This window comes from Salinibacter altiplanensis (assembly GCF_002894645.1).
Taxonomy (GTDB): domain Bacteria; phylum Bacteroidota; class Rhodothermia; order Rhodothermales; family Salinibacteraceae; genus Salinibacter; species Salinibacter altiplanensis.
In genome coordinates this window covers 1-21727 of the sequence record NZ_NCQY01000003.1, presented here as the reverse complement: position 1 = coordinate 21727, position 21727 = coordinate 1, and the positions used below count along the sequence as shown (strand labels likewise).

16 protein-coding genes are annotated in these 21727 nt (G+C 66.7%); 9 read left to right on the top strand and 7 right to left on the bottom strand.

Features of this window, described 5'->3' with window-relative positions; genetic code table 11:
- Positions 1–43: 43 nt before the first annotated feature.
- The 5 genes from B7R93_RS02245 to B7R93_RS02225 all read right to left on the bottom strand — a co-directional run bounded on the left by B7R93_RS02245 (position 44) and on the right by B7R93_RS02225 (position 7672).
- Positions 44–508, bottom strand: coding sequence for a response regulator (locus B7R93_RS02245; protein WP_103019229.1), 465 nt, complete (start codon positions 506–508; stop codon positions 44–46).
- On the bottom strand, positions 501–1532 hold the full coding sequence (locus B7R93_RS02240) for a sensor histidine kinase (protein WP_158666601.1): 1032 nt from the start codon (positions 1530–1532) through the stop codon (positions 501–503). Before B7R93_RS02240 ends, B7R93_RS02245 begins: the two co-directional genes overlap by 8 nt.
- 112 nt (positions 1533–1644) lie before the next feature.
- Positions 1645–4398 carry a GAF domain-containing protein gene (locus tag B7R93_RS02235; RefSeq protein ID WP_103019227.1) on the bottom strand — a complete coding sequence of 918 codons (2754 nt, stop codon included), beginning with the start codon at positions 4396–4398 and terminating at the stop codon, positions 1645–1647.
- Positions 4399–4494: 96 nt separating this feature from the next.
- Complete coding sequence (locus B7R93_RS02230) at positions 4495–5127, bottom strand: MEDS domain-containing protein (RefSeq protein WP_157942157.1); 633 nt, start codon at positions 5125–5127, stop codon at positions 4495–4497.
- A gap of 241 nt (positions 5128–5368) precedes the next feature.
- Positions 5369–7672, bottom strand: coding sequence for an FAD-dependent oxidoreductase (locus tag B7R93_RS02225; protein ID WP_232797924.1), 2304 nt, complete (start codon positions 7670–7672; stop codon positions 5369–5371).
- A 458-nt stretch (positions 7673–8130) separates the two neighbouring features.
- Here B7R93_RS02225 and B7R93_RS02220 point away from each other — a divergent pair, with 458 nt between their 5' ends.
- The 3 genes from B7R93_RS02220 to B7R93_RS02215 all read left to right on the top strand — a co-directional run bounded on the left by B7R93_RS02220 (position 8131) and on the right by B7R93_RS02215 (position 10168).
- Positions 8131–8781 carry an RNA polymerase sigma factor gene (locus B7R93_RS02220; protein ID WP_103019225.1) on the top strand — a complete coding sequence of 217 codons (651 nt, stop codon included), beginning with the start codon at positions 8131–8133 and terminating at the stop codon, positions 8779–8781.
- A gap of 53 nt (positions 8782–8834) precedes the next feature.
- Positions 8835–9095: a hypothetical protein gene (locus tag B7R93_RS15125; protein WP_157942156.1), complete on the top strand. Its 261-nt coding sequence runs from the start codon at positions 8835–8837 to the stop codon at positions 9093–9095.
- A 65-nt stretch (positions 9096–9160) separates the two neighbouring features.
- Entirely contained in the window at positions 9161–10168 is a 1008-nt protein-coding gene (locus tag B7R93_RS02215; RefSeq protein WP_157942155.1) for an ROK family protein, read from the top strand.
- 169 nt (positions 10169–10337) lie between these two features.
- Here B7R93_RS02215 and B7R93_RS02210 read toward each other — a convergent pair whose 3' ends face one another.
- Positions 10338–11864 carry an ATP-binding protein gene (locus B7R93_RS02210; protein ID WP_232797923.1) on the bottom strand — a complete coding sequence of 509 codons (1527 nt, stop codon included), beginning with the start codon at positions 11862–11864 and terminating at the stop codon, positions 10338–10340.
- 521 nt (positions 11865–12385) lie between these two features.
- Here B7R93_RS02210 and B7R93_RS02205 point away from each other — a divergent pair.
- The 4 genes from B7R93_RS02205 to B7R93_RS02190 all read left to right on the top strand — a co-directional run bounded on the left by B7R93_RS02205 (position 12386) and on the right by B7R93_RS02190 (position 16538).
- Complete coding sequence (locus B7R93_RS02205; RefSeq protein ID WP_103019222.1) at positions 12386–13534, top strand: DUF3179 domain-containing protein; 1149 nt, start codon at positions 12386–12388, stop codon at positions 13532–13534.
- Between the two features lie 57 nt (positions 13535–13591).
- Complete coding sequence (locus B7R93_RS02200) at positions 13592–14716, top strand: DUF3179 domain-containing protein (RefSeq protein ID WP_103019221.1); 1125 nt, start codon at positions 13592–13594, stop codon at positions 14714–14716.
- A 4-nt stretch (positions 14717–14720) separates the two neighbouring features.
- Complete coding sequence (locus tag B7R93_RS02195; protein WP_103019220.1) at positions 14721–15605, top strand: transporter; 885 nt, start codon at positions 14721–14723, stop codon at positions 15603–15605.
- A 426-nt stretch (positions 15606–16031) separates the two neighbouring features.
- Positions 16032–16538 (top strand): hypothetical protein, encoded by a 507-nt coding sequence (locus B7R93_RS02190; protein ID WP_103019219.1) that lies wholly within the window; start codon positions 16032–16034, stop codon positions 16536–16538.
- 44 nt (positions 16539–16582) lie between these two features.
- Here B7R93_RS02190 and B7R93_RS02185 read toward each other — a convergent pair whose 3' ends face one another.
- Positions 16583–19903 carry a PAS domain S-box protein gene (locus B7R93_RS02185; RefSeq protein ID WP_103019218.1) on the bottom strand — a complete coding sequence of 1107 codons (3321 nt, stop codon included), beginning with the start codon at positions 19901–19903 and terminating at the stop codon, positions 16583–16585.
- Between the two features lie 333 nt (positions 19904–20236).
- Here B7R93_RS02185 and B7R93_RS02180 point away from each other — a divergent pair, with 333 nt between their 5' ends.
- Both B7R93_RS02180 and B7R93_RS02175 read left to right on the top strand, forming a co-directional pair.
- Positions 20237–20842, top strand: a complete 606-nt coding sequence (locus B7R93_RS02180) for a LemA family protein (protein WP_103019217.1) — start codon at positions 20237–20239, stop codon at positions 20840–20842.
- A 115-nt stretch (positions 20843–20957) separates the two neighbouring features.
- Positions 20958–21727 (top strand): TPM domain-containing protein (locus B7R93_RS02175; protein ID WP_232797922.1); only part of this gene is annotated, 770 nt, incomplete at its 3' end.

Genomic DNA, 21727 nt, shown 5'->3' with positions numbered 1-21727 from the left:
GTGTCGTTGCGGGGCCTGTTCGTGGCCTGTTCGTGGCTCCTCCTCACGGCATGCACGTTCCCGCGCCCTCGTTCGTCTGCAGCCAGTAGGTGCCAATGCGCTGGACGGTCTCCGTGAAGGCGTTGAAGTCGACCGGCTTCACGACATAGCTGTTGGCGCCGAGCGCATAGCACCGCTCCACGTCGCTGCGCTCCCCGGAGGAGGAGAGCACGACAATGGGGACCTGCCGGGTCCGTTCGTCGGACTTGAGGGCGCGAAGCACCTCGTGTCCACTCACCTTCGGCAGCTTCAGGTCCAGCAGAATGAGGCCCGGCGGCGCCTCCGCGCTCCGGTCGGCATGGGCGTTGCGCCCGAAGATGAAGTCGAGCGCCTCGGCCCCGTTCCCGATCCGGTGCAGGCGCGTGCCCAGGTCGAGGGTGCGGAGCGCGCGGAGCGCGAGCTCGGCGTCGGACGACTGATCCTCCACCAGCAAAAGGTCAACGTGCTGGGTCGCGGTTGCACTACTCATGCGTATCGGCGGTGTGCGGAAGTGAGAAGTATACCGTCGTGCCCTCGCCCTTGGTGCTTTCGGCCCAGGCCCGGCCATCGTGGCGGCGCAGGACGCGGTCAACGATGGCCAGCCCCACGCCGGTGCCTTCGAACTCCTCCTCGTCGTGAAGGCGCTCGAAGACCCCAAAGAGCTTATCGGCGTAGTTCATGTCGACCCCCACGCCGTTGTCGCGCACAGAGAAGACGGTCTCCGCGTCGGTCTGCGTTCCCGTCACCTCGACACGGGGCGTCGGCTCGTTGCGGGAAAACTTCACGGCGTTGGACAGCAGGTTGAGGACCACCTGGCGGATCATCGACGGGTCGCCGGCGGCGGGCGGGAGGGAATGAACCTCAAAGTCCACGCTGTCGGTGGCGGGGGCCGTTCGCCCCAGGTCCTCGTAGGTGTTCTGCACGAGGGCGTTCATGTCGAGGGGCTGGACATTCATGTCGCAGCGGCCCAGGCGGGCAAGCGTAAGCAGGTCGTCGATGAGCGTCCCCATCTTCTGGGTGTTCTCCCGGACGACGTCCAAAAGACGTTGGGCCTCCTCGTCGAGCTGGTGGGCGTGGTGTTGTTTGAGCAGTTGCGTGTAGCCGTCGATGGCGCGGAGCGGCACGCGCAGATCGTGGGACACCGACGAGGCGAATGCGTTGAGCTCCTCGGTCCGCTCCTGTACGCGTTCTTCGAGCGTCCCGGCCAGGCCCTGGAGCTGCTCGGCCAGGTGTCGTTCCCGCGTCACAAACCGGAGCAGCAGCACGGTGGCGGCGCTTGCGAGGAGGTTGGCGGTCGTCTCGGGGTACTCGCCGAACCCGGAGAGCGCCCGGCCCGGCCCGGCCTCCACAAACACGAAGAGTTCGTTCCCCTGGTGAACGGCCATCAGCACCAGCACCCCCACGAAGAGCCCCGGGCGCCAGTCCCGAAGCCGGTAGGACACCACGAGCGTGTAGGCGGCGCTTCCGAGAAGGGCCGCAAAGGGAAGGACGGAAAAAAGGAGGAGGTTGAGCATCGGTGCCTGCCGGGGCCGCAAGCGTCGGGGGGACCGGGAGCACGCGCCGGGGCCCACGGACATCATCGAGCGAGAGTGTGGGAACACATGAGAGGAGCGCGACGAGGGCACGCTACGACGCGGCCTCCGGCGGGGGGAGAGAAAAGAAGAACGACGCGCCCTCGCCTTCGCGGCCCTCGGCCCATGCGCGGCCGTCATGACGACGGACGATGCGCTCAACGACGGCCAGCCCGACCCCCGTCCCCTCAAAGGCGTCTGCTTCGTGGGCCCGTTCGAACACCCCGAAGAGCTCCTCCGCCCGGGCCGGAGCGAACCCCACGCCGTTGTCGTTCACAGCGTACACGCACGTGCCGTCGCGCACCTCGCCATGCACGTCGATCTGGGGGGAGTCCTCGTTCTGAGTAAACTTGACGGCATTGGAGAAGAGGTTGGAAAAGACGTGACGGAGCATCGACCGGTCTCCGGCCGCGTCGGGGAGAGCGGCGAGATTGAACGTTTCGGCCGCCACGTCGTGGGCCCGCCGCACCTCGTCGATGGTCTCCCGGGCGAGGGCCTCCATGTCGATCGTCCCGTGGGTCATTTCGTGGCGGCCCAGCCGGGAGAGCGTGAGCAGGTCGTCGATGAGGGTGCCCATCGTCTGCGCGCTCTCGTAGACCACGTTCAGGAGGCGCTGGCCCTCCTCGCCGAGCTGATCGGCGTGGTCCTCCTTCAGGATGCGCGTGTATCCGTCGATGGCACGGAGGGGGGTGCGCAGGTCGTGCGACACCGAGTAGGTAAACGACTCCAGCTCCTCGGTCCGCTCCTGCACCCGTTCTTCGAGCTGCTCGCGCTGGGTCTGCACCTCCTCCAGAAGCCGGCTCTGCCGGAGCGCGACGGCCATGTGGTCGGCCAGCTCGCGCCCGATTCGCCAGTCGTCGTCCGTAAACGCGTCCGGCTGGGAGCGGCCCACGTGCACGATCCCGATGACCTCGTCCTCGACGACCATCGGCACGCAGAGGATGGACTGGAGGCCCATCTCGTCCATGCGCGCCTGGGCCTCCGGCACCGGCGCGTAGTCTGCTCTGGAGAGAACCTCTGTCTCCCCGGCCCGCAGGGCATCGCTCAGGTAGATCTCCTCGAGGGGCAGCGTCGCGGGGGGATCCAGCACGTTGTCCTCGGCCGCTAGCACACGGGCCGTTCCGGTGTCCCAGTCCGCATCCGTAACGGTCGCGCTCTTGTACGGAAGGATGTCCCGGACGCGCCGGATGGCGACCGTCGCGATCTCCTCCGGGGACTCCGCCGCGAGAATGGCCTGGTCGATGTTGCGGAGGGTGCGCAGCCGGTGGGCCTGGTGGGCCAGGCGCTCGTTTGCCTGTTCGAGCTCGGTGGTGCGGGCCTCCACGCGTCCCTGCAGGCGGGCCTGCCGGAGGGCAATGGCGAGGTGGGTGGCCAGCTCTGCCCCCACGCGGTGGTCCATGTCCGTGAACGCGTCGGGCTGGGCACGCCCCACCTTCAAAACGCCCATCAGGTCCTCCCCCACGGTCATGGGGATACAGAGAACCGACCGGACGCCGAGGTCCTGCACCGTCTCCGCGGTGCCGGAGTGCGGCCGATCGGCGAGGTCGGGAATCACGTCCGTCTCGCCGGCCCGCAGGGCGTCGGTCATGTAAAAGTCATCGAGGGGCATCGTCGTCCCGCCCGCCAGGACCTCGTCGTCCTGGCGGGTGGCCAAAACGTGAGCGCGGTCTGCCTCCCAGTCGATTACCGACACGCTGGCCCGGGTGAAGGGAACGATCCGGCGGATGCGCCGGAGGGTGGCCGACGCAATCTCCTCCGGCGATTCGGCGGCGAGAATGGCCTGATCGATGTTGCGAAGGGCCTTCAGCCGCTGCGTGCGCTGTTCAAGTCGCTCATTGGCCTGCTCCAGCTCGGCGGTGCGGGCGTTCACCCGGTCCTCGAGCTCATCGCGGGCCTCGCGCAGGGCCGCTTGCATGCGTCGCCGCTCGGTCACGTCGACCATCATGATGAGGCGATCGTTTCTGTCATCGTCCGCCTCGATGGGGCGCATCGTGAGGCTTACCCAGATGCGCGTCCCATCGAGGCGGCACAGCTCCACCTCATCGTCGCGCACCGGTGCCCCACTCCGGAGGCGCTCTTCCAGCCGCCGGCCGGCCTCGCGGCCCTTCGGGGTGTCCGCGCAGAAGTTGGGAATCGATCGCCCCACGAGTGCCGTCTCCGGAACGTCGAACAGCTCGGTGGCGCGCCGATTTGCCATTCGGATCTCGCCCTCGGCGGTGGCAGAGACGTAGGCGACCGGTGCGTTTTCGTACAGCTCCCGGTAGCGGGCCTCGCTTTCACGCAGGGCCTCCGCCTGGCTCGCTCGTTCCTGGTCGAGCTCGATCCGGTGCAGGGCCATTGAGGTCTGGGCCGCCATCATCTGCAGCGAGGACTGCTCCAGGGGCGTGTGGGTATGGCCCTCGACAAGGCCCGCCACGGCCACCCCGAACTCCTGATCGAGGGTGCCCAGGCGGGCGGTCGCGAGGCGGTCGATTCCCTGAGCGGCGAGGGCACTCTCCGCAGGCACCGCCACGCGGCGACTGGATGGGGCCGTGCCCTCGTCCGCGGCGTCGTCGAAGGGGAGGCCGTGACGCAGCTCGTCGACGACCGGATCGGGCAGTGGGTGGGTGCCGGTGCTGCCCAGCACACACGGCGCTTCCCCGTCCGTCCCGGTCAGGATCACCGCCTGCAGGTCCGCGAGGCCCATCGACCGGAGGGCGCCCGTGAGGAGGCGGGCGACCTCCTCGGTAGAGTCGAGCAGGGCCAGGGCCGACCCGAAGCCGAGAACCGACGAGGGGTCGAGGTTGGATGTGTGGTGGGAAGCCTCCATGCTACCGGAACTAATCGCTCGTAGTCAATGCCGGACGCGGCGGTGGGGCCCCAGTCCGCGACGGTCCTTGAGGGGAGGTGGGGCAAGAGCGGGGGGCTACGTGCTGCTGGTGAGGGCCTCGCGCACCGCGTCCGGGGACTCGTGGAACGGGTTGGGGACCACCACGTCGCCCATCACGCAGTACGGGTGTGTACGGAGCGCATCCATGATGACGTCGCTCTCGAATGTGGTCAGGTCGAACTGGCACAGCGCCAGCATGCGCCACTGGGACGAATGTTCGTCGTAGAGGGCCTCCCAGCGGAGCATCTCCTCCACTGTAATATCACGGGCTAGGCACCACTCGCCGTCGCCGGACCACCGCACGAAGGAATCGTCCATCTCGTCGACGCTCGCGTCGATTCGGTCGGCGAGGCGCTTCATGTCGCCCGTCGTGTCCCGCCCCGGGTCCAGGATCAGTCGGTCGGCCTCGCGGGCGCTGCCCACGTCCATCCCCCGCTCCGAGAGCCAGTCGCACAGGCTTATTCCCACCTCCGGCTGGGAGATGAACACGCACCGGTCGCCCCGCCGAAGCCCCGTCTCAATATACGGCCCGAGGACCGAAAACCGCTGGTCCTCCCCCCGGAAAAAGTGGGCAATGTGGTCGCCGACGGCGGCCTCCACCCCGCCTACACCGAGGGGAATCGCGTCGTCGGAGTCGGGGGACGAATTCGGACCAGCGTTCGTGTGCATGGCAACGGGGGAGGGCTGACATCCAGAGGGAAAAAGGCACACAACGTGTAAAACCGTCGTCCCTGTAAGATCCGTTGGAAGCGGGGGCCCGCGGCTCGTTTCCGGGGAGAAGATGTGTTTCTGACGGACCGAGCACGTTACAGAGATAAAAAACAGTCCGCTTGGACAACGGCCCTGGGGGGGGTGTGTCGGAGTGTGAGGGACGAAGACGAGGAACAGAGAGGGGCCGGGTGGACGGCGACTACGCCGCGGTGCCGTTCTCGTGCTCCTGAATGCGGGTGAGCGACGCCTCCAGTGCATCGCGGTGAATCACCTCGCCGGTGTTGGGCCGCACCTGCCCGAATTCCAGCACGCCGGTCGGGCACGTTTCCACGCACGCGGAGCAGCGCACGCACTCCGGGTCGTCCATCGGCTCGCCCTTCTGGGCGTAGGCCATCACGTCGATCCCCTGATGACAGACACTCGTGCACTGGTTGCACGAAATGCACTTCTTCTTGTCCGCCAGGATGCGGAAGCGGCTAAACCGGTGGTAGATGTGCATGATTGCCGCCAGCGGGCAGAAGAAGCGACACCAGAAGCGCCCGCTGAGCCAGAAGTAGACCCCGAAGCCCACCATGCCGGCCAGCAGCACATCCACCACCCAGCTGTAGCCCAGCCCTGTGCTCCCGCCGTGGAGCACTGCGCGGTAGGTCTCCGCCGCCCAGCCGCCCGGCCAGATCCACCCCCCAATTCGCAGAAACAGCAACGCAAACGCCACGCCCATAATCACCTGCCCTGCCAGGTTGAGCTTGTTCCAGCCGGGCCCGTGCGGCATCTTCTCGCGGTGCTGGTCCCCGAGCGTCTCGGCCAGGGCCCCACAGGTGCAAATCCAGCCGCAGTAGGCCCCCTTGCCCCAGAAGTAAATCATTCCGGGGATGAGCACGAAGGTCTGCACGAAGCAGATGCCGAGCCACCACCAGAGCGGGTCGGCGGTGAACACGTTCCAGATAAAGAGGGGCCACGCCAGGATGAACCCGTAGGCCCGCCAGTACTGGCGCCCGTGCACCGCGTACTCGCTGGTGGGAAAGAGCGCGTCGAGAAAGCCGACCGGCAGCAGGCCGTTCGCCCCGAGGTAGGGAAGCACGAACTCCGGCAAGATGAAGAGCGGCAGGACCTGAATCCCCATCAGGGTAAGCGTCTGCACCTTGATGTAGGGCGTTTTTCGCCTTCGGATGCGCTTGAACCCAAAGACCACGACGAGCGCCGAGTAGGCGAACGTGTAGTAAAAGCCCGGCTTCTGCATCGAGGTCAGCAGAATGTCGAAGGCGCCCGTCCCGCTCGTGTCCGGGGACCAGCCGAACGGGAAAAAGCCGGTCGCCTGTGCCCACTGGCCAATCCAGCCGCCGTCCTTCCAGCTGTAGACGGCCGCCATGAAGAAAAAGAAGGCCGCGAAGGCTGTGATTCGGTCCCAGCGCAGGTCTTTCAGCCACGCAAGGCCCGACACGGCGTCTTGAAGAGAGTCCGGCACCCTGCCCCAATCGTTGCGCAGCTCGATGCCGGAGCGACGGAAGAAGTCGAGCGGGGCCTCCCGCCCGATCGTCGCAAAGACATGGTCCGCGTCGACCGTTTCCGGGGCGTCGTTTTCGTCGGAGAGCACGACCTCGCCCTCCCGAATTTCCTCGACGTCGGTCGGCATCTTGAGGGTCAGCGAGCCCTCACCGTCGTGGTAGGTCGCGAGCTCGTAGAGACGCTCCACGTTCTCCTCCTTGGGCCGCACGAAGTCGTCGCGGCGGTACGAGAGGGTCACGTCGGCCCCCGCCTCCGTCAGCGCAGTGGCCGCCTCCGCCGCCGAGTCGCCCCCGCCGATCACCAGGGCCCGGTCGCCGCGGCACCGGGTGGGGTCGTGCAGGCGGTGCTGCACATGATCCTTGTCCTCGCCCGGCACGCCCAGGCTGCGGAAGTTGCCGCTCCGCCCGATGGCCACGATCACGCGCCGGCCACGGATGCGATCGCCGTCGGTGGTCACCACCGCGTGCCCCTCGGGGGTCTGGTCGACCCGGTGGGCCGTCGCGTGGCGCACCGGAAGATCCTTGGTTTGTGCCTCCAACTCCTCGACGAGCGCCTCCTTGACCCCCGCGGTAATGTCAAGGTCACTCTCCGGGGTCATCGCTTCCGGATAGGTGTAGATTGGCTTCTCGGCCTGAAAGTCCTTAATCGTCGCAAACCGGCGTTGCGACTCCAGCACGCAGTGGGAAAGCCCGCTCTTTTCGGCCTCCCGGGCCGCGGCCATGCCGCCGGCCCCCGCCCCCACGATGACGATGTCGTAGGGCCCGTCCTCCGACTCCGGCTCCACCGGATCGATGCCCTGCGCGAGGATGTCCCGGACGGCCCGTGCCCCGCCGTCGACCGAGAATTTGAGGAGCGGCACCCCTGCTAAGTCCCCCACGACGTACACCCCGTCGATGTTTGTGCGGAAGTGGTCGTCCACCTTGGGAAGCATTTCGGGCGTGCCGGCGGGCCACTGCAGGTGGAGCCAGTTGGCGTAGCGGGCGAGCGCGTCGAGCATGGGGCGTGCGGAGAGCAAAACGAGGACAAGGGGCGCAAAGAGAGGGCCTGTGGCCCATCCTTGCGGTCGAAGAGCACGAGCCAGTGTTACAAGCCCGCCCGTAAATCTACAAGGGAAACCTACAAGGGAAACCTACGAGGGCCGGAGAGCCTCGCTGGCCCTTGTGTGTCCCAGTTGAGCGCACACGGGCCCGTTCTCGTTTCGCCGGCGGACGCCGGGTGCGGGACCACAGGGGGAGGGCATAGTGACGATATATCGACTTAGTGTCTATATATCGTCACTACCGAGACGCCTAGAGGGAAGCGAGAATGCCGTATCTCGTTGTCCTGGAACTACTTACAAGAAATAGGGACGACGCGATGAACGCCTGGTACAGTCTTTGACCCGTACATGGAGTGCCGGCAAAAGCGCTGTGCTACCAACCGCATCTACTCCCGATCGTTCTTGTCTCCGTGCCCATGCCCGACTCGTCTCCTTCCTCCGTTTCCGACAGCGCCGGCGCGCCCGACAGTCCGCCCGGCGACGCCGCCCTCCAGGCCCTCCGCAACCGCGATCCAGATGCCGTTCGGCGATGGATCTACGGGCATCGCGACTACATCGAGGGGGTGCTCCGCCGGTATTCCAACGACGCCGGCGCGGCCCGAGACCTGGTGCAGGAGGTCTTTTTTCAGGCCCTCCGCAGTCTCCCCAACTTTCGGGGCGACGCGAAGATCACGACGTGGCTCCACAGCATCGCGAAGAATGTGGCGCTTGCGCGCTACAGGGATGACCAGCGCCGCAGCTGCCTGGACGAGAACACGCTCGAACACATGCATGCGAGGGCGGAGGGAGGAGAAGCTCCCTCGTACCGCGGGCCGGTGGAAGAGGCCGAGCGGGGACAGGAGCACCGGCTCCTCTACGACGCGATGGAGGAGCTCTCTGAGTCGTACCGCGAAGTGCTGCGTCTTCGGGACCTTGAAGAGCAGTCGACGAAGGAGGTGGCGGAGGCCCTCGGGCTCACCCGCGTCAACGTCCGCGTGCGTTTGCACCGGGCCCGCACGGCCCTGCGCGATGAGCTGGAGTCGCGCTTCGATGAGGCCTACGAGGAGGTGTACGAAATGGCGGCGTGAACGAACGTCTGCCCGGGGCCTTCGCATCTGTTTCCCCAATCCCCAATCGTGCCATGCCTACCGCACAGCGCTCCCATCAAGCCCACCCCGAAGAGGACGTCACGCTCGCCGAGGACGGCGAGGCCATCGGGACGGTGCGCCAGTTCGCAAATCGGCTCGGCCTGCCGGAGTCTCAGGTGCTGCCGTGCCTTCAGTGTCACGCCGAGGAGGCCATTTTCGTCCGGGCGGGGGATGCCTCGGAGCAGCTCCTGATCGTGGGGGCGGACGGCGTAGACGCCCTGTTTGGCTGTGCCGCGTCCGCATCGTCTCCGTGAGCGGGTGGCCCCAGTTGCGGTCCGTCCCTGTCGACGAGTGTTCTTCCCCATCGCCCTCTGACACCGTGTCTTCGTCTTCCTCGGCTTCTACACTTGGCATCGACATCGGCGGGACAAAGATTGAGACCGCCCTGGTCGATGCGTCCGGTGCCATTCAGGCCCGCCACCGCCATCCCACCAATGCCCGCCAGGGGGCCCGGCACGTCCTTGAGGGCATCGCGACGTGTGTGGAGGAGTGTCTCTCGCAGTCCGCGGGCGAGGCCGTCGCCGCGGGCGTCGGGGTGGCCGGACAGGTCGACGCCGAGTCTGGGGTTGTGCGGTCGGCCCCGAACCTCGGGTGGACCGATGTGCCCCTCCAGGCGCACCTGCACGATGCGCTCGGCCTGCCCGTAACGGTCACCAACGACGTGCGCGCCGTTACCTGGGGGGTGTGGCGCCACGGCGCCGGTCGAAGCATCGACGATCTGGTCGTGGTGTTCGTGGGCACCGGCATCGGGGGAGGCGTCGTGAGTGGCGGGCAGGTGCTGGCGGGGCACCGGGGCCTGGCGGGCGAACTGGGACACACGACGATCATGCCGTACGGGCGGGCCTGCCACTGTCGCAACCGGGGCTGCTGGGAGGCCTACGCGGGCGGGTGGGCCCTGGAAGAGCGAGCGCAAGAGGCCGTCCGGACGGACCCGGATGCGGGCGCCGGGCTTCTCGACAGGGCCGGCGGGGCCGTCGAGGACATCACGGGCCGGACCGTCCACGCGGCCTTCGAGGAAGGAGACCCCCTCGCGAAGCGTCTCGTTGACGCGACGGCCGAGTATCTCGGGCTCGGGCTGGTGGGCGTGGTGAATGCCTTCAACCCACAGCGCGTGGTGATGGGGGGCGGGATGATCGAGGGCCATCCCCCGTACGTCGACCGGGCCGCGGGCGTCGTCCGCCGGCGGGCGCTGGGCGCCGCCGTGACGGACCTTGAGGTCGTCGCGTCGGACCTGGGCGGACAGGCCGGCGTGGTGGGGGCGGCCACCGTGGCCCACCCCGCTCATCGTGCTGGGGGGCCTCGCCCCGCGCCCGCCCCGGCGCACTGAGCAGGACGCGTGCGGAGACCGGGCCCGTCCTTAGGCCCTGGCCCTCACGGCGAAGTGGACGGAGGCACGCTGGTCCCACTGCGGTCGCCATCCGGAGACGCCACGAGAATGGGGGCGATGAGCGGTCGGGGCGGGCCCGGCGGCCCTGGGAGACCACCACGAGAGACCACTACGAGAAGAGCCATTTCTGACTCACGTAGTGCCCAAGCCCAAGCACGACGCCCCACAGAAGGTGGGCCAGTAAGCTGTTCGGGCGGAGGGTTGGAATCGGGGACGTGACCCCGACGAGATTGAGCCAGATCGGCATGACCAGTCCACTGGCCACGAGCCACAGCGCGCCCCCCCACGCGGCGCCCACGCCGACGCTTCCACGCCAATCTGCCTGCCACCAGTGGGGAAGAGCAGTGAGAATGCCGGCGTAGATCAGACCAAACACGAGACTGTGAAACTCATGGGTCAGGACGCCGATGAGGAGGCTCTTCGTGCCGTAGAGGGCACCGATCACCGGCACGGCTCCGGTCGTGAGATGCATGTACGCCCCCATGACCACGCCTGCTGCTAGGCCCGAGAGGGCGAGGGCCCCGAGCCGCGTCGGCGCAACGCCGACGGCGTCCACCGGGGAGGTGAACTCGGCCGGTGTGGAGTCGGGAACCCGCTCGAGAGAGACCGAGACGGTGGTTCCCTCGTCGGTCACCTCGGTGTGGACGGTTCCGCGGAACGTGCGTACGAACAGCCGCACGAGGTACAGCCCAAGCCCCGTCGTCGGGTCCCCATGTTCGGAGATGGTCGTGCCGTGCTCCAGGGCCTCCCGGTTCCGATCCGAAAGCCCGGGTCCCTCGTCGGAGACGGAGATCGTCACCGTGTCGGGCGCCGTGTCGAGGGTGAGGGCCACACGGGGAGCGTCCACGGTGGCGTGTTCCGCCCCGTTTTTGAGCAGTTGACCGACCACGTCTGCCAGCCGGTGGTTGGCGTACACCGAAAGTTCAGAGGGGAGCGGCGGGGCCACAAATGTTGCGTTGGGATGATCCGCCCGTGCCCGCCGCAGTGCTTCTTCGATGGCATCGGTGGCGTCCACCGGCTGCCGCTCGGCCTCGGTGCCAGGCTCCGCCAGGTCCTGCACGCTGCTCATGACGGCCTCAAGGGACTCGGACTTCTCCAGAATGGCGTCCACCGGCTCCAGGCCCGAGTCCGCGCCGTCTCGCAGCAACGGGGCGCTTCCCTTGATGACCGTCACGGCATTCATCACCCGGTCGTGCAATAGGCGGTTGAGGATGACGAGGCGATTTTGACGATTGAGCAGCTTCCGTCGGACGGCCCTGTTCTGGGCGGCGTACAGGCCCGTAAGGGCTCCTCCTACACTTCCCCCGATCAGTACATTCGAGAAGATGCCGACCGTCCGGACCTCTTCCAAGAAAGACGTCGGTCCTCCGTAGAGGGTCGCCACGATGAGGACGCTAATCGCGACGGTCCCGAGCACCGTCCACTGCACGATGGTGCGCACGTACCAGGCCTCGAACGAGCCGATGGTGAGGGCTACCCCACACACCGACAGCGACAGTCCCAGGACGAGGGGGATGACTCCCCCGACCACGAAGGTCATCGGTGCCTCCACGTGGGCGAACGTGACGGTGTAGCGGGTCAACACAAACCCCAGAAGGGCGATGACCAGTCCACTTGGGTTTAATGTCCGGTGCATGTTCTCGTGTGTGCAGGAAAAAGCAGACGTGACGACACGGGAGTGCCCAAGCGGGATTACCCAAGCGACGCAGGGCGAGGCCCGGCGGCCCGGTGGTCTGGCGGGGGGCGGGCCTAGGCGCTGAGAGGGGGAGAATTCAGCCTCCTGGTGGTTGAGCGTCGGGCCCGAAGTTCGCGCCATCGGGTCATTTTGCAATCTCCACTCGTCGTAGGTTATCGGCGGCCGGGGGCGTTTCTTCAGTGCAGCCCAGGGACGGCCGGACGTCTAGGGGGGCGGCGACGGGCCCAGAGGCCCCCGGTGTCCGCCGGAGGGCTGGGAAAAGTCGGGGCGTCCACGTTTGTGCTGCGGTCCCGGACGGGGGCTTGCCGATCCGGGGCGGTTTCGAGTGCGCGCGCCGTTGAGAGGGTGTCCCTGGCGCGATCTACTCACAGTGCGTAACACTTCCTGCGCGGAGGCCTCCTAAGCCCCAGCGCGGCTCGCTGCCTGTCTCGTGCGCTCCTCCAACGGATACTTGTCTCTTTATGCAACACCCGTTGCTTCTCGCATTGGTCTCGATGGGCCTCTGGGCACTTGTCGTCGTGCCGAACGGACAGGCCCAGTCGCTCCCCGCCGGGGCACCGCCGGCGCTGCAGCAGTTCGACACGGACCACTCGGCACACAGCATTGACCTGGCGACGTTGAGGTCGGGCGGGCCGCCGAAGGACGGCATCCCGTCGGTCGACGCTCCGTCGTTCGTGTCGGTGGGGGCGGCCGAAGACTGGATTGCCCCGGAGGAGCCGGTGATTGCCTTCGAGCACGACGGCGTGGCCCGGGCCTATCCGCTTCAGATTCTCACCCACCACGAGATCGTGAACGACCGGGTGGCGGGGACTCCGGTGGCGGTCACCTTCTGCCCGCTCTGCTACAGTGCCCTGGTGTTCGAGCGCACGCTCGATGGGGAGGCCGTTGAGTTTGGGGTGTCGGGCCTGCTTCGCAATTCGGACCTCGTGATGTACGACCGCAAGACCGAAACGCTGTGGCAGCAGCTGACGGGGACGGCCGTCGTCGGGGACCTCACGGGCCAAACCCTGGAGCAGCTCCCGTCTCAGATCGTCTCCTTCCGCCAGTTTGAAGAGGCTCACCCGGACGGCGAGGTGCTCTCCCGCGACACGGGCCACAGCCGTCCCTACGGCCGCAATCCGTACGCCGGCTACGACGACATCGACAGCAAGCCCTTCGCCTACGACGGCCCGACGGATGACCGCCTCCCGCCGATGGAGAAGGTCGTGGCGGTGAGCGTCGGGGACCGCCACAAGGCCTATCCCCACTCGACAACCGAGGAGCAGCGTGTCGTTCACGACACGATTGGGGACCAGTCCCTGGCGGTCTTTCATGCGCCGGGGACCGTCTCGGCCCTCGACGCGGCGCGGATCGAGAACTCGAAAGAGACCGGCTCGACCGGGGTGTTTGACCGTCAGGTGGACGGGCGCACGCTGCACTTTGCCTACGCAGGCGACGGGCGCTTCCGAGACGAAGAGACCGGAAGCACGTGGACGGTGACCGGCACGGCCCTCGACGGGCCGTTGGAGGGCACACAGCTCGACCGCCTCCAGCACGGCGACTACTTCGCGTTCGCCTGGTTGGCCTTTCGCCCCGATGCCGCGCTCTACGACGACCGCGGGGACTCCTGAGTCCATCCGTGCCCCGTGTCCTTCACACTGACTGTTGGATGACAATTTCGACTTCCCATGATGGTTTTTCGTGCGGCGCCCCGGCTTCTCCTTGGACTGCTCCTGGGGGGAGGGCTGCTCGTCGGCTGCGATGCGGGCGGCGTGGAGAGGGACGGGGGCGGCGACCGGTCGAACTTCAATCTCAGCAACTGCACCATTCCCACGGGCCAGCTCGCGGACGGGGGGGTTCCCCGAAACGGGATTCCGTCCCTCAACGGCTACACGACCGGCGACGATCGGCTCGTGGAGCCGGGCTCCGAGGACGCCGGCTATCTGGCCGATGGGGACCGCGTAATCGGGCTCCTCTTCGGGGATCAGCCGTTGGCCGTTCCGCACAACATCCTGTGGCACCACGAGATTATTAACATCGATGACTTTGCCGGGCGCACCTTTGCGGTCACGCTCTGTCCCCTTACCGGAAGCACGCTGGCGTTCGACCGGAGCACGGTAGACGGGGCCGAGTTCGGGGTGTCCGGGCTCCTGTTCAACAACAACCTCCTGATGTTCGACCGCGGTGAAGACGAGTCGCTCTGGCCCCAGATGAGCCGGGGGGCGCGATGCGGGGCTGACGTCGGCACGGACCTGAACCAGCTGCCGGTGACGGGGATGACCTGGGAGCACTGGAAAGAACTCCACCCCGACACGAAGGTCGTCTCGTCGGAGACCGGCCACAGCCGCGACTACACCGCACGCGGCTACCCCTACGGCAACTACAACGCCCCGAGCAATGAGCGGCTGCTCTTCGATACCCCCATCGACGGCCGCCGCCCGCCGAAGGAGCGGGTTCTCGGCCTTCCGGTGGAGAACGGAGGGCTTGCGATTCCCTTCGGCGAGCTCGACGACGGGTCGGCGGCCCGGGCCGTAGAGGTGACCGTGGGGGGACGAGAGGTCGTCGTCTTCTGGAACCAGGACGCCCGCGGGGCGATGGCCTACCGGCCGCGGCTCGACGGACAGTCGTTGTCCTTCTCGGTCACCGGGGAGGGACGCTTCGTCGACGACCAGACCGGCCGCACCTGGACGCTCGACGGCCGCGCCCTGGACGGCTCCGCCCGGCTCGATCCGGTCGAGACTGCCTACATGTCGTTCTGGTTCGCGTGGCCGGTCTTTCAACCAGAGACGGCCCTTTGGACCGACCAGGGGTAGTGCCATGCGCCACGCAGTTGTCCTCGGACTTGCGGTCCTTCTCGGTGCCGTCCTCCCGGCCCCCAGCCACGGACAGTGGGTGGAGGCGCCGGGCACGGGATGGGTGCAGCTCCAGGTGGCTCATCAGAGCACGAAGGAAGGCTTCGGGCAGACGGGCACGGTCGTGCCCCTCGATGAGCTTGACCCGAGTGCGCGGTCGATCATCACGACGGCGCGGCTGACCGGCGCGCTCGGCCTCGTCCGGGGGCTCGACACGTGGGTCGACCTGCCCCTCCACCGCCAAGAGTTCAACGGGGCGGGGACCGACCTCCTGTCCACCGGGCTGGGCGATCCGCGCTTCTTTCTTCGGGCAGGGCCGAGCCTGTTTGGCGTGGGCAGTCTGCCGGTGGCGGTCGCCCTCCGCGGCGGCGTTACGCTCACGACCGGGACCTTCGAAAACGACGCCGAGACGATCTCTCTCTCGCAGGGACAGCGCGACTGGAGTGTGCTGCTGGAGGTGGGGAAGAGCCTGCATCCGTGGCCGATGTACGTGTCCGGGTGGGCCGGGTACCGGTGGCGGGAGGAGAACGAAGCGATTGCCCGCGACCCCGGAAACGAGTGGGTCTTCAATGCGGCAGCCGGGGGCTCTCTGGATCGGTTCGAATGGAAGATCGCGGTCGACGGGCTCTTTGGACAGTCCGCGCTCGATACCCGAACGGGGTTCGCGTTTGCGCCCCGTGAGCTCGTGCAGATCACTCCGACGGTGGGATGGCGCCTCGGGCCGGGTGCACTGCAGGCCGGCGTCCGCATTCCCGTGCATGGTCAGTCGACCCGCTCGAACCGTCTTCCTGCGAGCTCGACGTTCACACTCGGGTACTTTCTTTCGTGGGACGACCCGCTTTGGAAATGAGGCCGTGGGGGGCCGGCGGTGCTCAGCGTGAGAGGGCTCGCACTCGCCGTCCCATTGCCGGGCGGTACGGGGCCTCACCAACGCGGGCACCGCCTTCTACGCCTCCGTCGTGAACGACTACGAGCGGGCCGAAGAGTCCATTCTCAAGATTGCCGACCGGGAGGCCCTCTGCGAGGCCGTCTTTCTGAGCATCAACGGCGTCGCCGCGCAGAGCACGGGGGAGCTTCGAACAGGCGAAAGGGCGGATGGGGAAAACGGGGCGCGCGGGGACGTGTGCGTGTTTCTTTTCTCCTTCCCCTTCCCCTTCCCCTTTCTCGTCTCTCCCACGCCCACACTCCCCCGCGCCTTTCCGCTCCGACCGGGGAACAAGCACGTTTCTCCGGAACTAAGAGCGGTCCAGTTCTCTTGTCCAGCGTTCGGCATGCCATGGCCGATTCCGATTCGACGCCCGACGCAGAGGGGGTCTCTCTCGTCCAACACGACACCGATGCGTTTGAGCAAGCCCTCCAGGCGCTCTTGGGCGAGGGGGGCGAGCCGTCTACGGCCCGGATCCTTTTTCATGGTGGTGCGCGCGAGACGCGGCAGCAGGCCCTGGCCACGCTCACGCGCCACACCCCCGCCAATGTGCACCAGTTCCGAGTGCCGTCCCTGCTGAACGAGCAGCGCATGCAGACCCAAAATGCCCTTCGCAAGGCCTTCGATCACGCGGCGGAGGAATCGGCGCTCGTCTATTTTGACGCCGCGGACGCCCTCTTTGTGCACTCGCACGTCGACACGCCCGACGACGGGGAGGATCGGGCCGTGCCGTCCACCGTCGAATATTTCTTCGACCGCGTGGTGGCGTACGAGGGCGTCGTCATCATTGCGTTTCAAAAAGAGGCCCACGTTGATTGGGCCGGTGAGCACGTCGACCTTGTCGTCCGCTTCGGGTGAGACCCGGGGGAACGGCGCCAATTCATCAGAGGCGTAGATCTGGTCTACGCGTCCGCCGGGTCCTGGTCCGGCCGTGGCAGATGCACGACGAAGCGGCTGCCCACTCCCTTTTCCGTTTCGACCTCGATGGTGCCCCCCATCTGGTCGACGGCCTGCTTGGTGACGGCCAGTCCCAGGCCCGTTCCTTCGTACTCCCGCCCCTTGCCCTTCGAGGCCTGGTTGAAGGCTTTGAAGAGGGTCGAAACCGCTGCCGGATCCATGCCTTGGCCGGTGTCCTCTACCTCCAGGACCGCCTGGTCCTCTGCCCTGCGAGCGCGGATCCAGACCCGGCCGCCCTCGCCGGTGTACTTGACCGCGTTCGACACCAGGTTGCGCAGCACGATGCGCAGCGCGCCCTCGTCGGCCCGTGCCCAAAGAGGCTCCGAGGGGACATCAACCTGGAGGGTGATGCCGGCCTTCGCGGCCTGTTGCTCAAACAGGGCCCCTGCGTCCGCGGCCTGCGCCGCCAGGTTGAGAGGCGCGAAGGTGAGCTCCATCTCCTCGGCCTCCAGCTTTGACAGGTTCAAAACCGCGTCGAGCGTTTCGAGCAGGCGGCGGCCTCCCTGCTCGATGAGGCCCGCAAACTGGGACACGGTCGTGTCCCCGCCTCCCACCTCGTCCCCGATGGCCTCCGCGAACCCGATGATCGAGGTCAAGGGCGTGCGAATCTCGTGGCTCATGTTGGCCAGGAACGCCGACTTCATGTCGTTGACCTGCTCGGCCTTCTCCTTCGCCGCGAGGAGCTCCCGCTCCCGGGCCAGGCGGTCGAGCACCACAGCGGCGTAGGTCGATAGCACTTCGATGAGGCGCAGGTCGAACGGGGGAAACTCGTCGCACGACACCTGGCCCATGAACACGACCCCGTGTTCGCCCATCGGCGCGCAGGCCACCGAGCACAGGTCGCCGTACTCCGGGTCGTTGTCGAGGGCCTCCACATGTTCCACCACCACCGTTTCCCCGGACCGGTAGGCCCGAGCCCGGACGCTGTCCCCATCGACCGGGATTGGGGAGATCGTTGGCACCTGATGGGTGGTTGCGGTCGCGACCTCGACGGGGGCAAGTTGTCCCTCGCGGACAAGGTCAACGCCCTCGACGGGATAGTCGAACACGTCCCGGAGCACGTCCTGGATGCGAGACGCGACCGCGTCGGCGGTCTCGGACTTCAGAAGACGGCGTGTCGCCTCGTACAGCGACTCCAACTTTTGCTGCCGGTCCTGGAGCGTCCGGGCCTGTTGCTTCTGTTCGGTGATGTCGATGATGGCCCCATCGTAGTACACCACCTCGCCGTCCTCGTCGCGGACCGTGGTGGCGCTGGCGAGGCCGGTGAATGTCGATCCGTCTTTGCGCTCGAACAGCACCTCCACCGCGTCTATGTGCCCCTTTTCTTGCGTGATGCGTCGGCTTTTCCGTCGGTCTTCGGGGTGTGCATACAACTGAATCGGGTCAATCTGGAGGAGCTCCTCGACGCTCTCGTATCCAAACATCTCCGCGAAGGCCCGATTGACGTAGGCAAGTCCCTCATCGGGGGTGGACCGGTAGATGCCATCCGAGACGTTTTCGGTGATCGAGCGGAACCGCTTCTCCCGTTCGCGGAGTTCCTGCTCCATCTCCCTCTGTTCGGTGATGTCTCGAAACACCGTCTGCCCGGCCGCCTCTCCGTCGAACTCGATGGGGACCGTGTAGGTCTCGATGATGCGGTGGTCTCCGTCTACGTCGGTAATCGTTAGTTCCCGAGGAGGGGTCGACGCCCGGTCCCCGTAGACCTGTTGGAGACGATCTTCAATGGTGCCCTGCTGTGTGTTCTCCAGGGCCAGAAAATCCCAGAGCGAGTGGCCGATCACGTCCTCCGGTTCGTCCGCCCCTATAATCTCGGCCCCCGCCGGATTGACGTATCGAATCTCGTCGTCGACGGAGATGTGAAGTCCGTCCCGGAGCTTCTCGACGAGGCGGCGCCACCGCTCGCGGCTTCGCCGGAGCCGTTGCTCCTGCTGTTTCCAGTCGGTGATATCGGTCACGACCCCGTCGTAGCACTGCACCTTCCCGTCGGGGCCCCGGACGGTCGTCCCGCTCAGGAGACCCGTGAACGTCGTCCCGTCCCTCCGCTGAAATTCGACCTCCACCCCGTCGATTCCGCCATGCCGGTTGGACCGTCGAAGGACGTCTGCCCGCTGACTCGAATCGGCGTAGAAGTCAACCGGATCGGCCTCCAAAATTCTATCGACGCTCGGGTACCTTAGCATGTCGGCGAGGGCCCGGTTGGCGTAGACGAGGCCCTCGTTGGGCGTCGACCGGTAGATGCCCTCCGAAATATTTCCGGTGATGGACCCGAGCAGGGTGTCCCGAGCCTGAAGGGCCTCCTCGGTGTTTTGCTTTTCCCGTCGGAGCTGTCGCTCCTGCCGCTTCCGCTCGGTGATGTCCCGGCCTTCGGGGATCAGCATCGTGACCGCTCCGTCCGCGTCGGTGATCGGACGGAGGGAGAAGTCGATCGTTCGTGTTTCCTCCGTCCCCTGTACCTCCGCCTCGTACCGCACAAACTCGCCGCGGGCGGCGCGCTCGATCGCCTCTCGGAGCTTCTTCTTTGCGTCCGGACCGGTCTGCCACCAGTGTGTCTCCCAGAACGGCTTGCCGAGAACGTCCGCCCGCGCCAGCCCCCCAAAGTCGAGGGCCGTGTCGTTCACTTCGACGAGGGTGCCATCCGGCGTCAGCAGCCCGGTAAACTGATAGGTTTGGTTGAAGATGGCGGTGTACCGCTGCCGGGCCTGTTCCCGCTCCTGAGTCCGACGGTGTAGCTCCAGCTCATTGACGATCGTCTCGGCAAGGCCCTCAAGCCGGTCGAGGTCGGCGGGGGCGGGAGACTGTGGGGCCGTCCCCAAGACGCACACGGTCCCAACCGGGCGGCCCTGCGGGCCCACCAGCGGCGCGCCGGCGTAAAACCGGAGCCCGGACTCTTTTGTCACCCACGGGTGGTCGGCAAACCGGGGATCGTTCGTGGCGTCTGTGACGACTGTCGTTCCCGGTGACTGAAGCGTCTGCGTGCAGAACCGGGGGCTGACGCTGTCGTCCTGGGCCTCAAATCCCGCTTCGCGAAGTCCGCTGGTGGCCACGACCTGGGGGGACCCGTCGGCAAGAAGGGTCCCCATGCCCATCGGGGCTTCGAAGAGGCGGGTGGCAAGGTCGAGGGCACGGTCGAACGCGCGCTCACCCTCTTCGTCAAGCCCCTGATAGGGAGGCACCTCCGCAGAGGGGGCCGTCGCCGAGAACGGAGAGGGGGACGCCGGGAACGGAGGACGAGAGGCGCGAGCGTGTGGGGGCTCGTCTGACTCCATGGCGGAGCGTATCGGGGGGCGTGCGTGAAGGGGGGAGCTTCGTCCTGCTTGTCTGCCAACCGGTGGGGCCACTGGTGCCCGTAGAAAAAGTGTAGGTTCTAGAAGAAAAAGATGAAAGGTTCCTTGCCTCTGAGGCAGCAAAATCTGTTCCCAAAATGCCGAGGGGCGTGCCCGATAGGAACTGTACCCTAAGGCCGAGTATCTTGGGGCCAACACGTTTCCCGTGGACGTACGGTCGCGGATGCAAGTCAGGGCCGCAACTCCGAGCCTCGTGATCCGTAAGGGCGATTCCATACGCGACCTGCTCTTTTTCCCTCAACGTTCCCTGCGTCCATGCGAAGCAAAGGCGCCATCACCCTCGCCGTCCTTGTGGTCGTCCTCGGCTTCGTCGGCTGTGGGGCCACGAGCTCGTACAACCGCCTTGTGCAGAACGACGAACGAGTACGGGAGGCGTGGTCCAATCTGCAGACGACCTACCAGCGACGGGCCGACCTCATTCCGAACCTCGTGGAGACGGTGCAGGGCGCGGCCGACTTTGAGCAGGAGACCCTGACCTCCGTGACCGAGGCCCGGGCGAAGGCCACCTCGATTCAGGTCAGCGCCGACGACCTCGACAATCCGCAACAGCTCCGGCAATTTCAGGAGGCCCAGTCGGCCCTCGGCAAGTCGCTGGGCCGCCTGCTGGCCGTCTCCGAGAACTACCCGAAACTGCGGGCCACGCAGAACTTCAGCGACCTGCAGGCGCAACTGGAAGGGACGGAGAACCGCATCACGGTGGCGCGGCGCGACTACAACAGCAGCGTGCGCCAGTACAATACGCGGGTGCGCTCGTTTCCGACCGTGATCTTTGCCGGCCTTATGGGCTTTCAGCCAAAGACGCCGTTCGAGGCGGAGACAGGGGCAGACCAGGCCCCGGACGTGAACTTTGGGGATGAGTGATGCGTCACGCGTGAAACGAAAGGAATGGAGCGTGACAGAGAAACTCTTGCGCATCCCGTCTTACGGGTCACGTTTCCGTTCCGCTCGCAATTCTGTACTCGACCTGCCCCGGTCCGTGCCACACCGCCTCCGCCACATTCTGCTCCTTCTCACCGCCTTCGGGCTCCTTGCCGTGGCGTGGGCGTCGCCGGCCGTGGCCCAGCGCTACGACGTTCCGCCGAAGCCGAGTGGCCCGGTGCTGGACCGGGGCGGTATGCTCTCTGGGGGAGAAGAACGCGCGCTGGCCCGCAAGCTGGTGGCGTACGAGGACACCTCGTCGACGTCCATCGTGGTGGTCACCCTGTCCTCCCTCGACGGGGCGCCCGTGGACGACTACGCCATCTCGCTGGGGCGCGACTGGGGCGTGGGGCAGGAGGGGAAGGACAACGGCGTGGTGGTGCTTGTGTCGAAGAACGACCGCAAGATGTTCATCGCCACGGGCTACGGCGTGGAGGGGGCGCTCCCGGACGCCATCGCCAACCGCATCGTGGAGCGTGTCATCACGCCGGCGTTCCGGACCGGCGACTTCTACGCGGGGCTTGATCGGGGCACCGACGCCATCATCCAGGCCACCGCGGGGGAGTACACCGCCACGGCGGAGACCGTTGCCTCGTCTTCCGACGACGGTGGCATCTCCACCACGCTCGTCTACATCTTCCTGATCTTTGCCTACTTCATCGGCAGCTCGCTCTGGCGAAGGGGCGGAGGCCAGGGGAACGGAGCCCAGGTGTCGAAACGCCGCCGCGGGACCGCGCCGATCTTCATCTGGGGTGGCGGGGGCTCGCACGACGGCGGATTCGGCGGGGGCGGGGGTGGTTTTGGGGGTGGAGGCGGCTTCGGGGGGTT

Coding starts and splice junctions, on each gene's coding strand:
- B7R93_RS15125 (WP_157942156.1), top strand. CDS start 8,835: ATGCCTACCGCACAGCGCTCCCATCAAGCCCACCCCGAAGAGGACGTC.
- B7R93_RS02235 (WP_103019227.1), bottom strand. CDS start 4,398: ATGGAGGCTTCCCACCACACATCCAACCTCGACCCCTCGTCGGTTCTC.
- B7R93_RS02180 (WP_103019217.1), top strand. CDS start 20,237: ATGCGAAGCAAAGGCGCCATCACCCTCGCCGTCCTTGTGGTCGTCCTC.
- B7R93_RS02240 (WP_158666601.1), bottom strand. CDS start 1,532: ATGCTCAACCTCCTCCTTTTTTCCGTCCTTCCCTTTGCGGCCCTTCTC.
- B7R93_RS02245 (WP_103019229.1), bottom strand. CDS start 508: ATGAGTAGTGCAACCGCGACCCAGCACGTTGACCTTTTGCTGGTGGAG.
- B7R93_RS02205 (WP_103019222.1), top strand. CDS start 12,386: ATGCAACACCCGTTGCTTCTCGCATTGGTCTCGATGGGCCTCTGGGCA.
- B7R93_RS02230 (WP_157942157.1), bottom strand. CDS start 5,127: ATGCACACGAACGCTGGTCCGAATTCGTCCCCCGACTCCGACGACGCG.
- B7R93_RS02185 (WP_103019218.1), bottom strand. CDS start 19,903: ATGGAGTCAGACGAGCCCCCACACGCTCGCGCCTCTCGTCCTCCGTTC.
- B7R93_RS02220 (WP_103019225.1), top strand. CDS start 8,131: ATGCCCGACTCGTCTCCTTCCTCCGTTTCCGACAGCGCCGGCGCGCCC.
- B7R93_RS02210 (WP_232797923.1), bottom strand. CDS start 11,864: ATGCACCGGACATTAAACCCAAGTGGACTGGTCATCGCCCTTCTGGGG.
- B7R93_RS02190 (WP_103019219.1), top strand. CDS start 16,032: ATGGCCGATTCCGATTCGACGCCCGACGCAGAGGGGGTCTCTCTCGTC.
- B7R93_RS02225 (WP_232797924.1), bottom strand. CDS start 7,672: ATGCTCGACGCGCTCGCCCGCTACGCCAACTGGCTCCACCTGCAGTGG.
- B7R93_RS02200 (WP_103019221.1), top strand. CDS start 13,592: ATGATGGTTTTTCGTGCGGCGCCCCGGCTTCTCCTTGGACTGCTCCTG.
- B7R93_RS02195 (WP_103019220.1), top strand. CDS start 14,721: ATGCGCCACGCAGTTGTCCTCGGACTTGCGGTCCTTCTCGGTGCCGTC.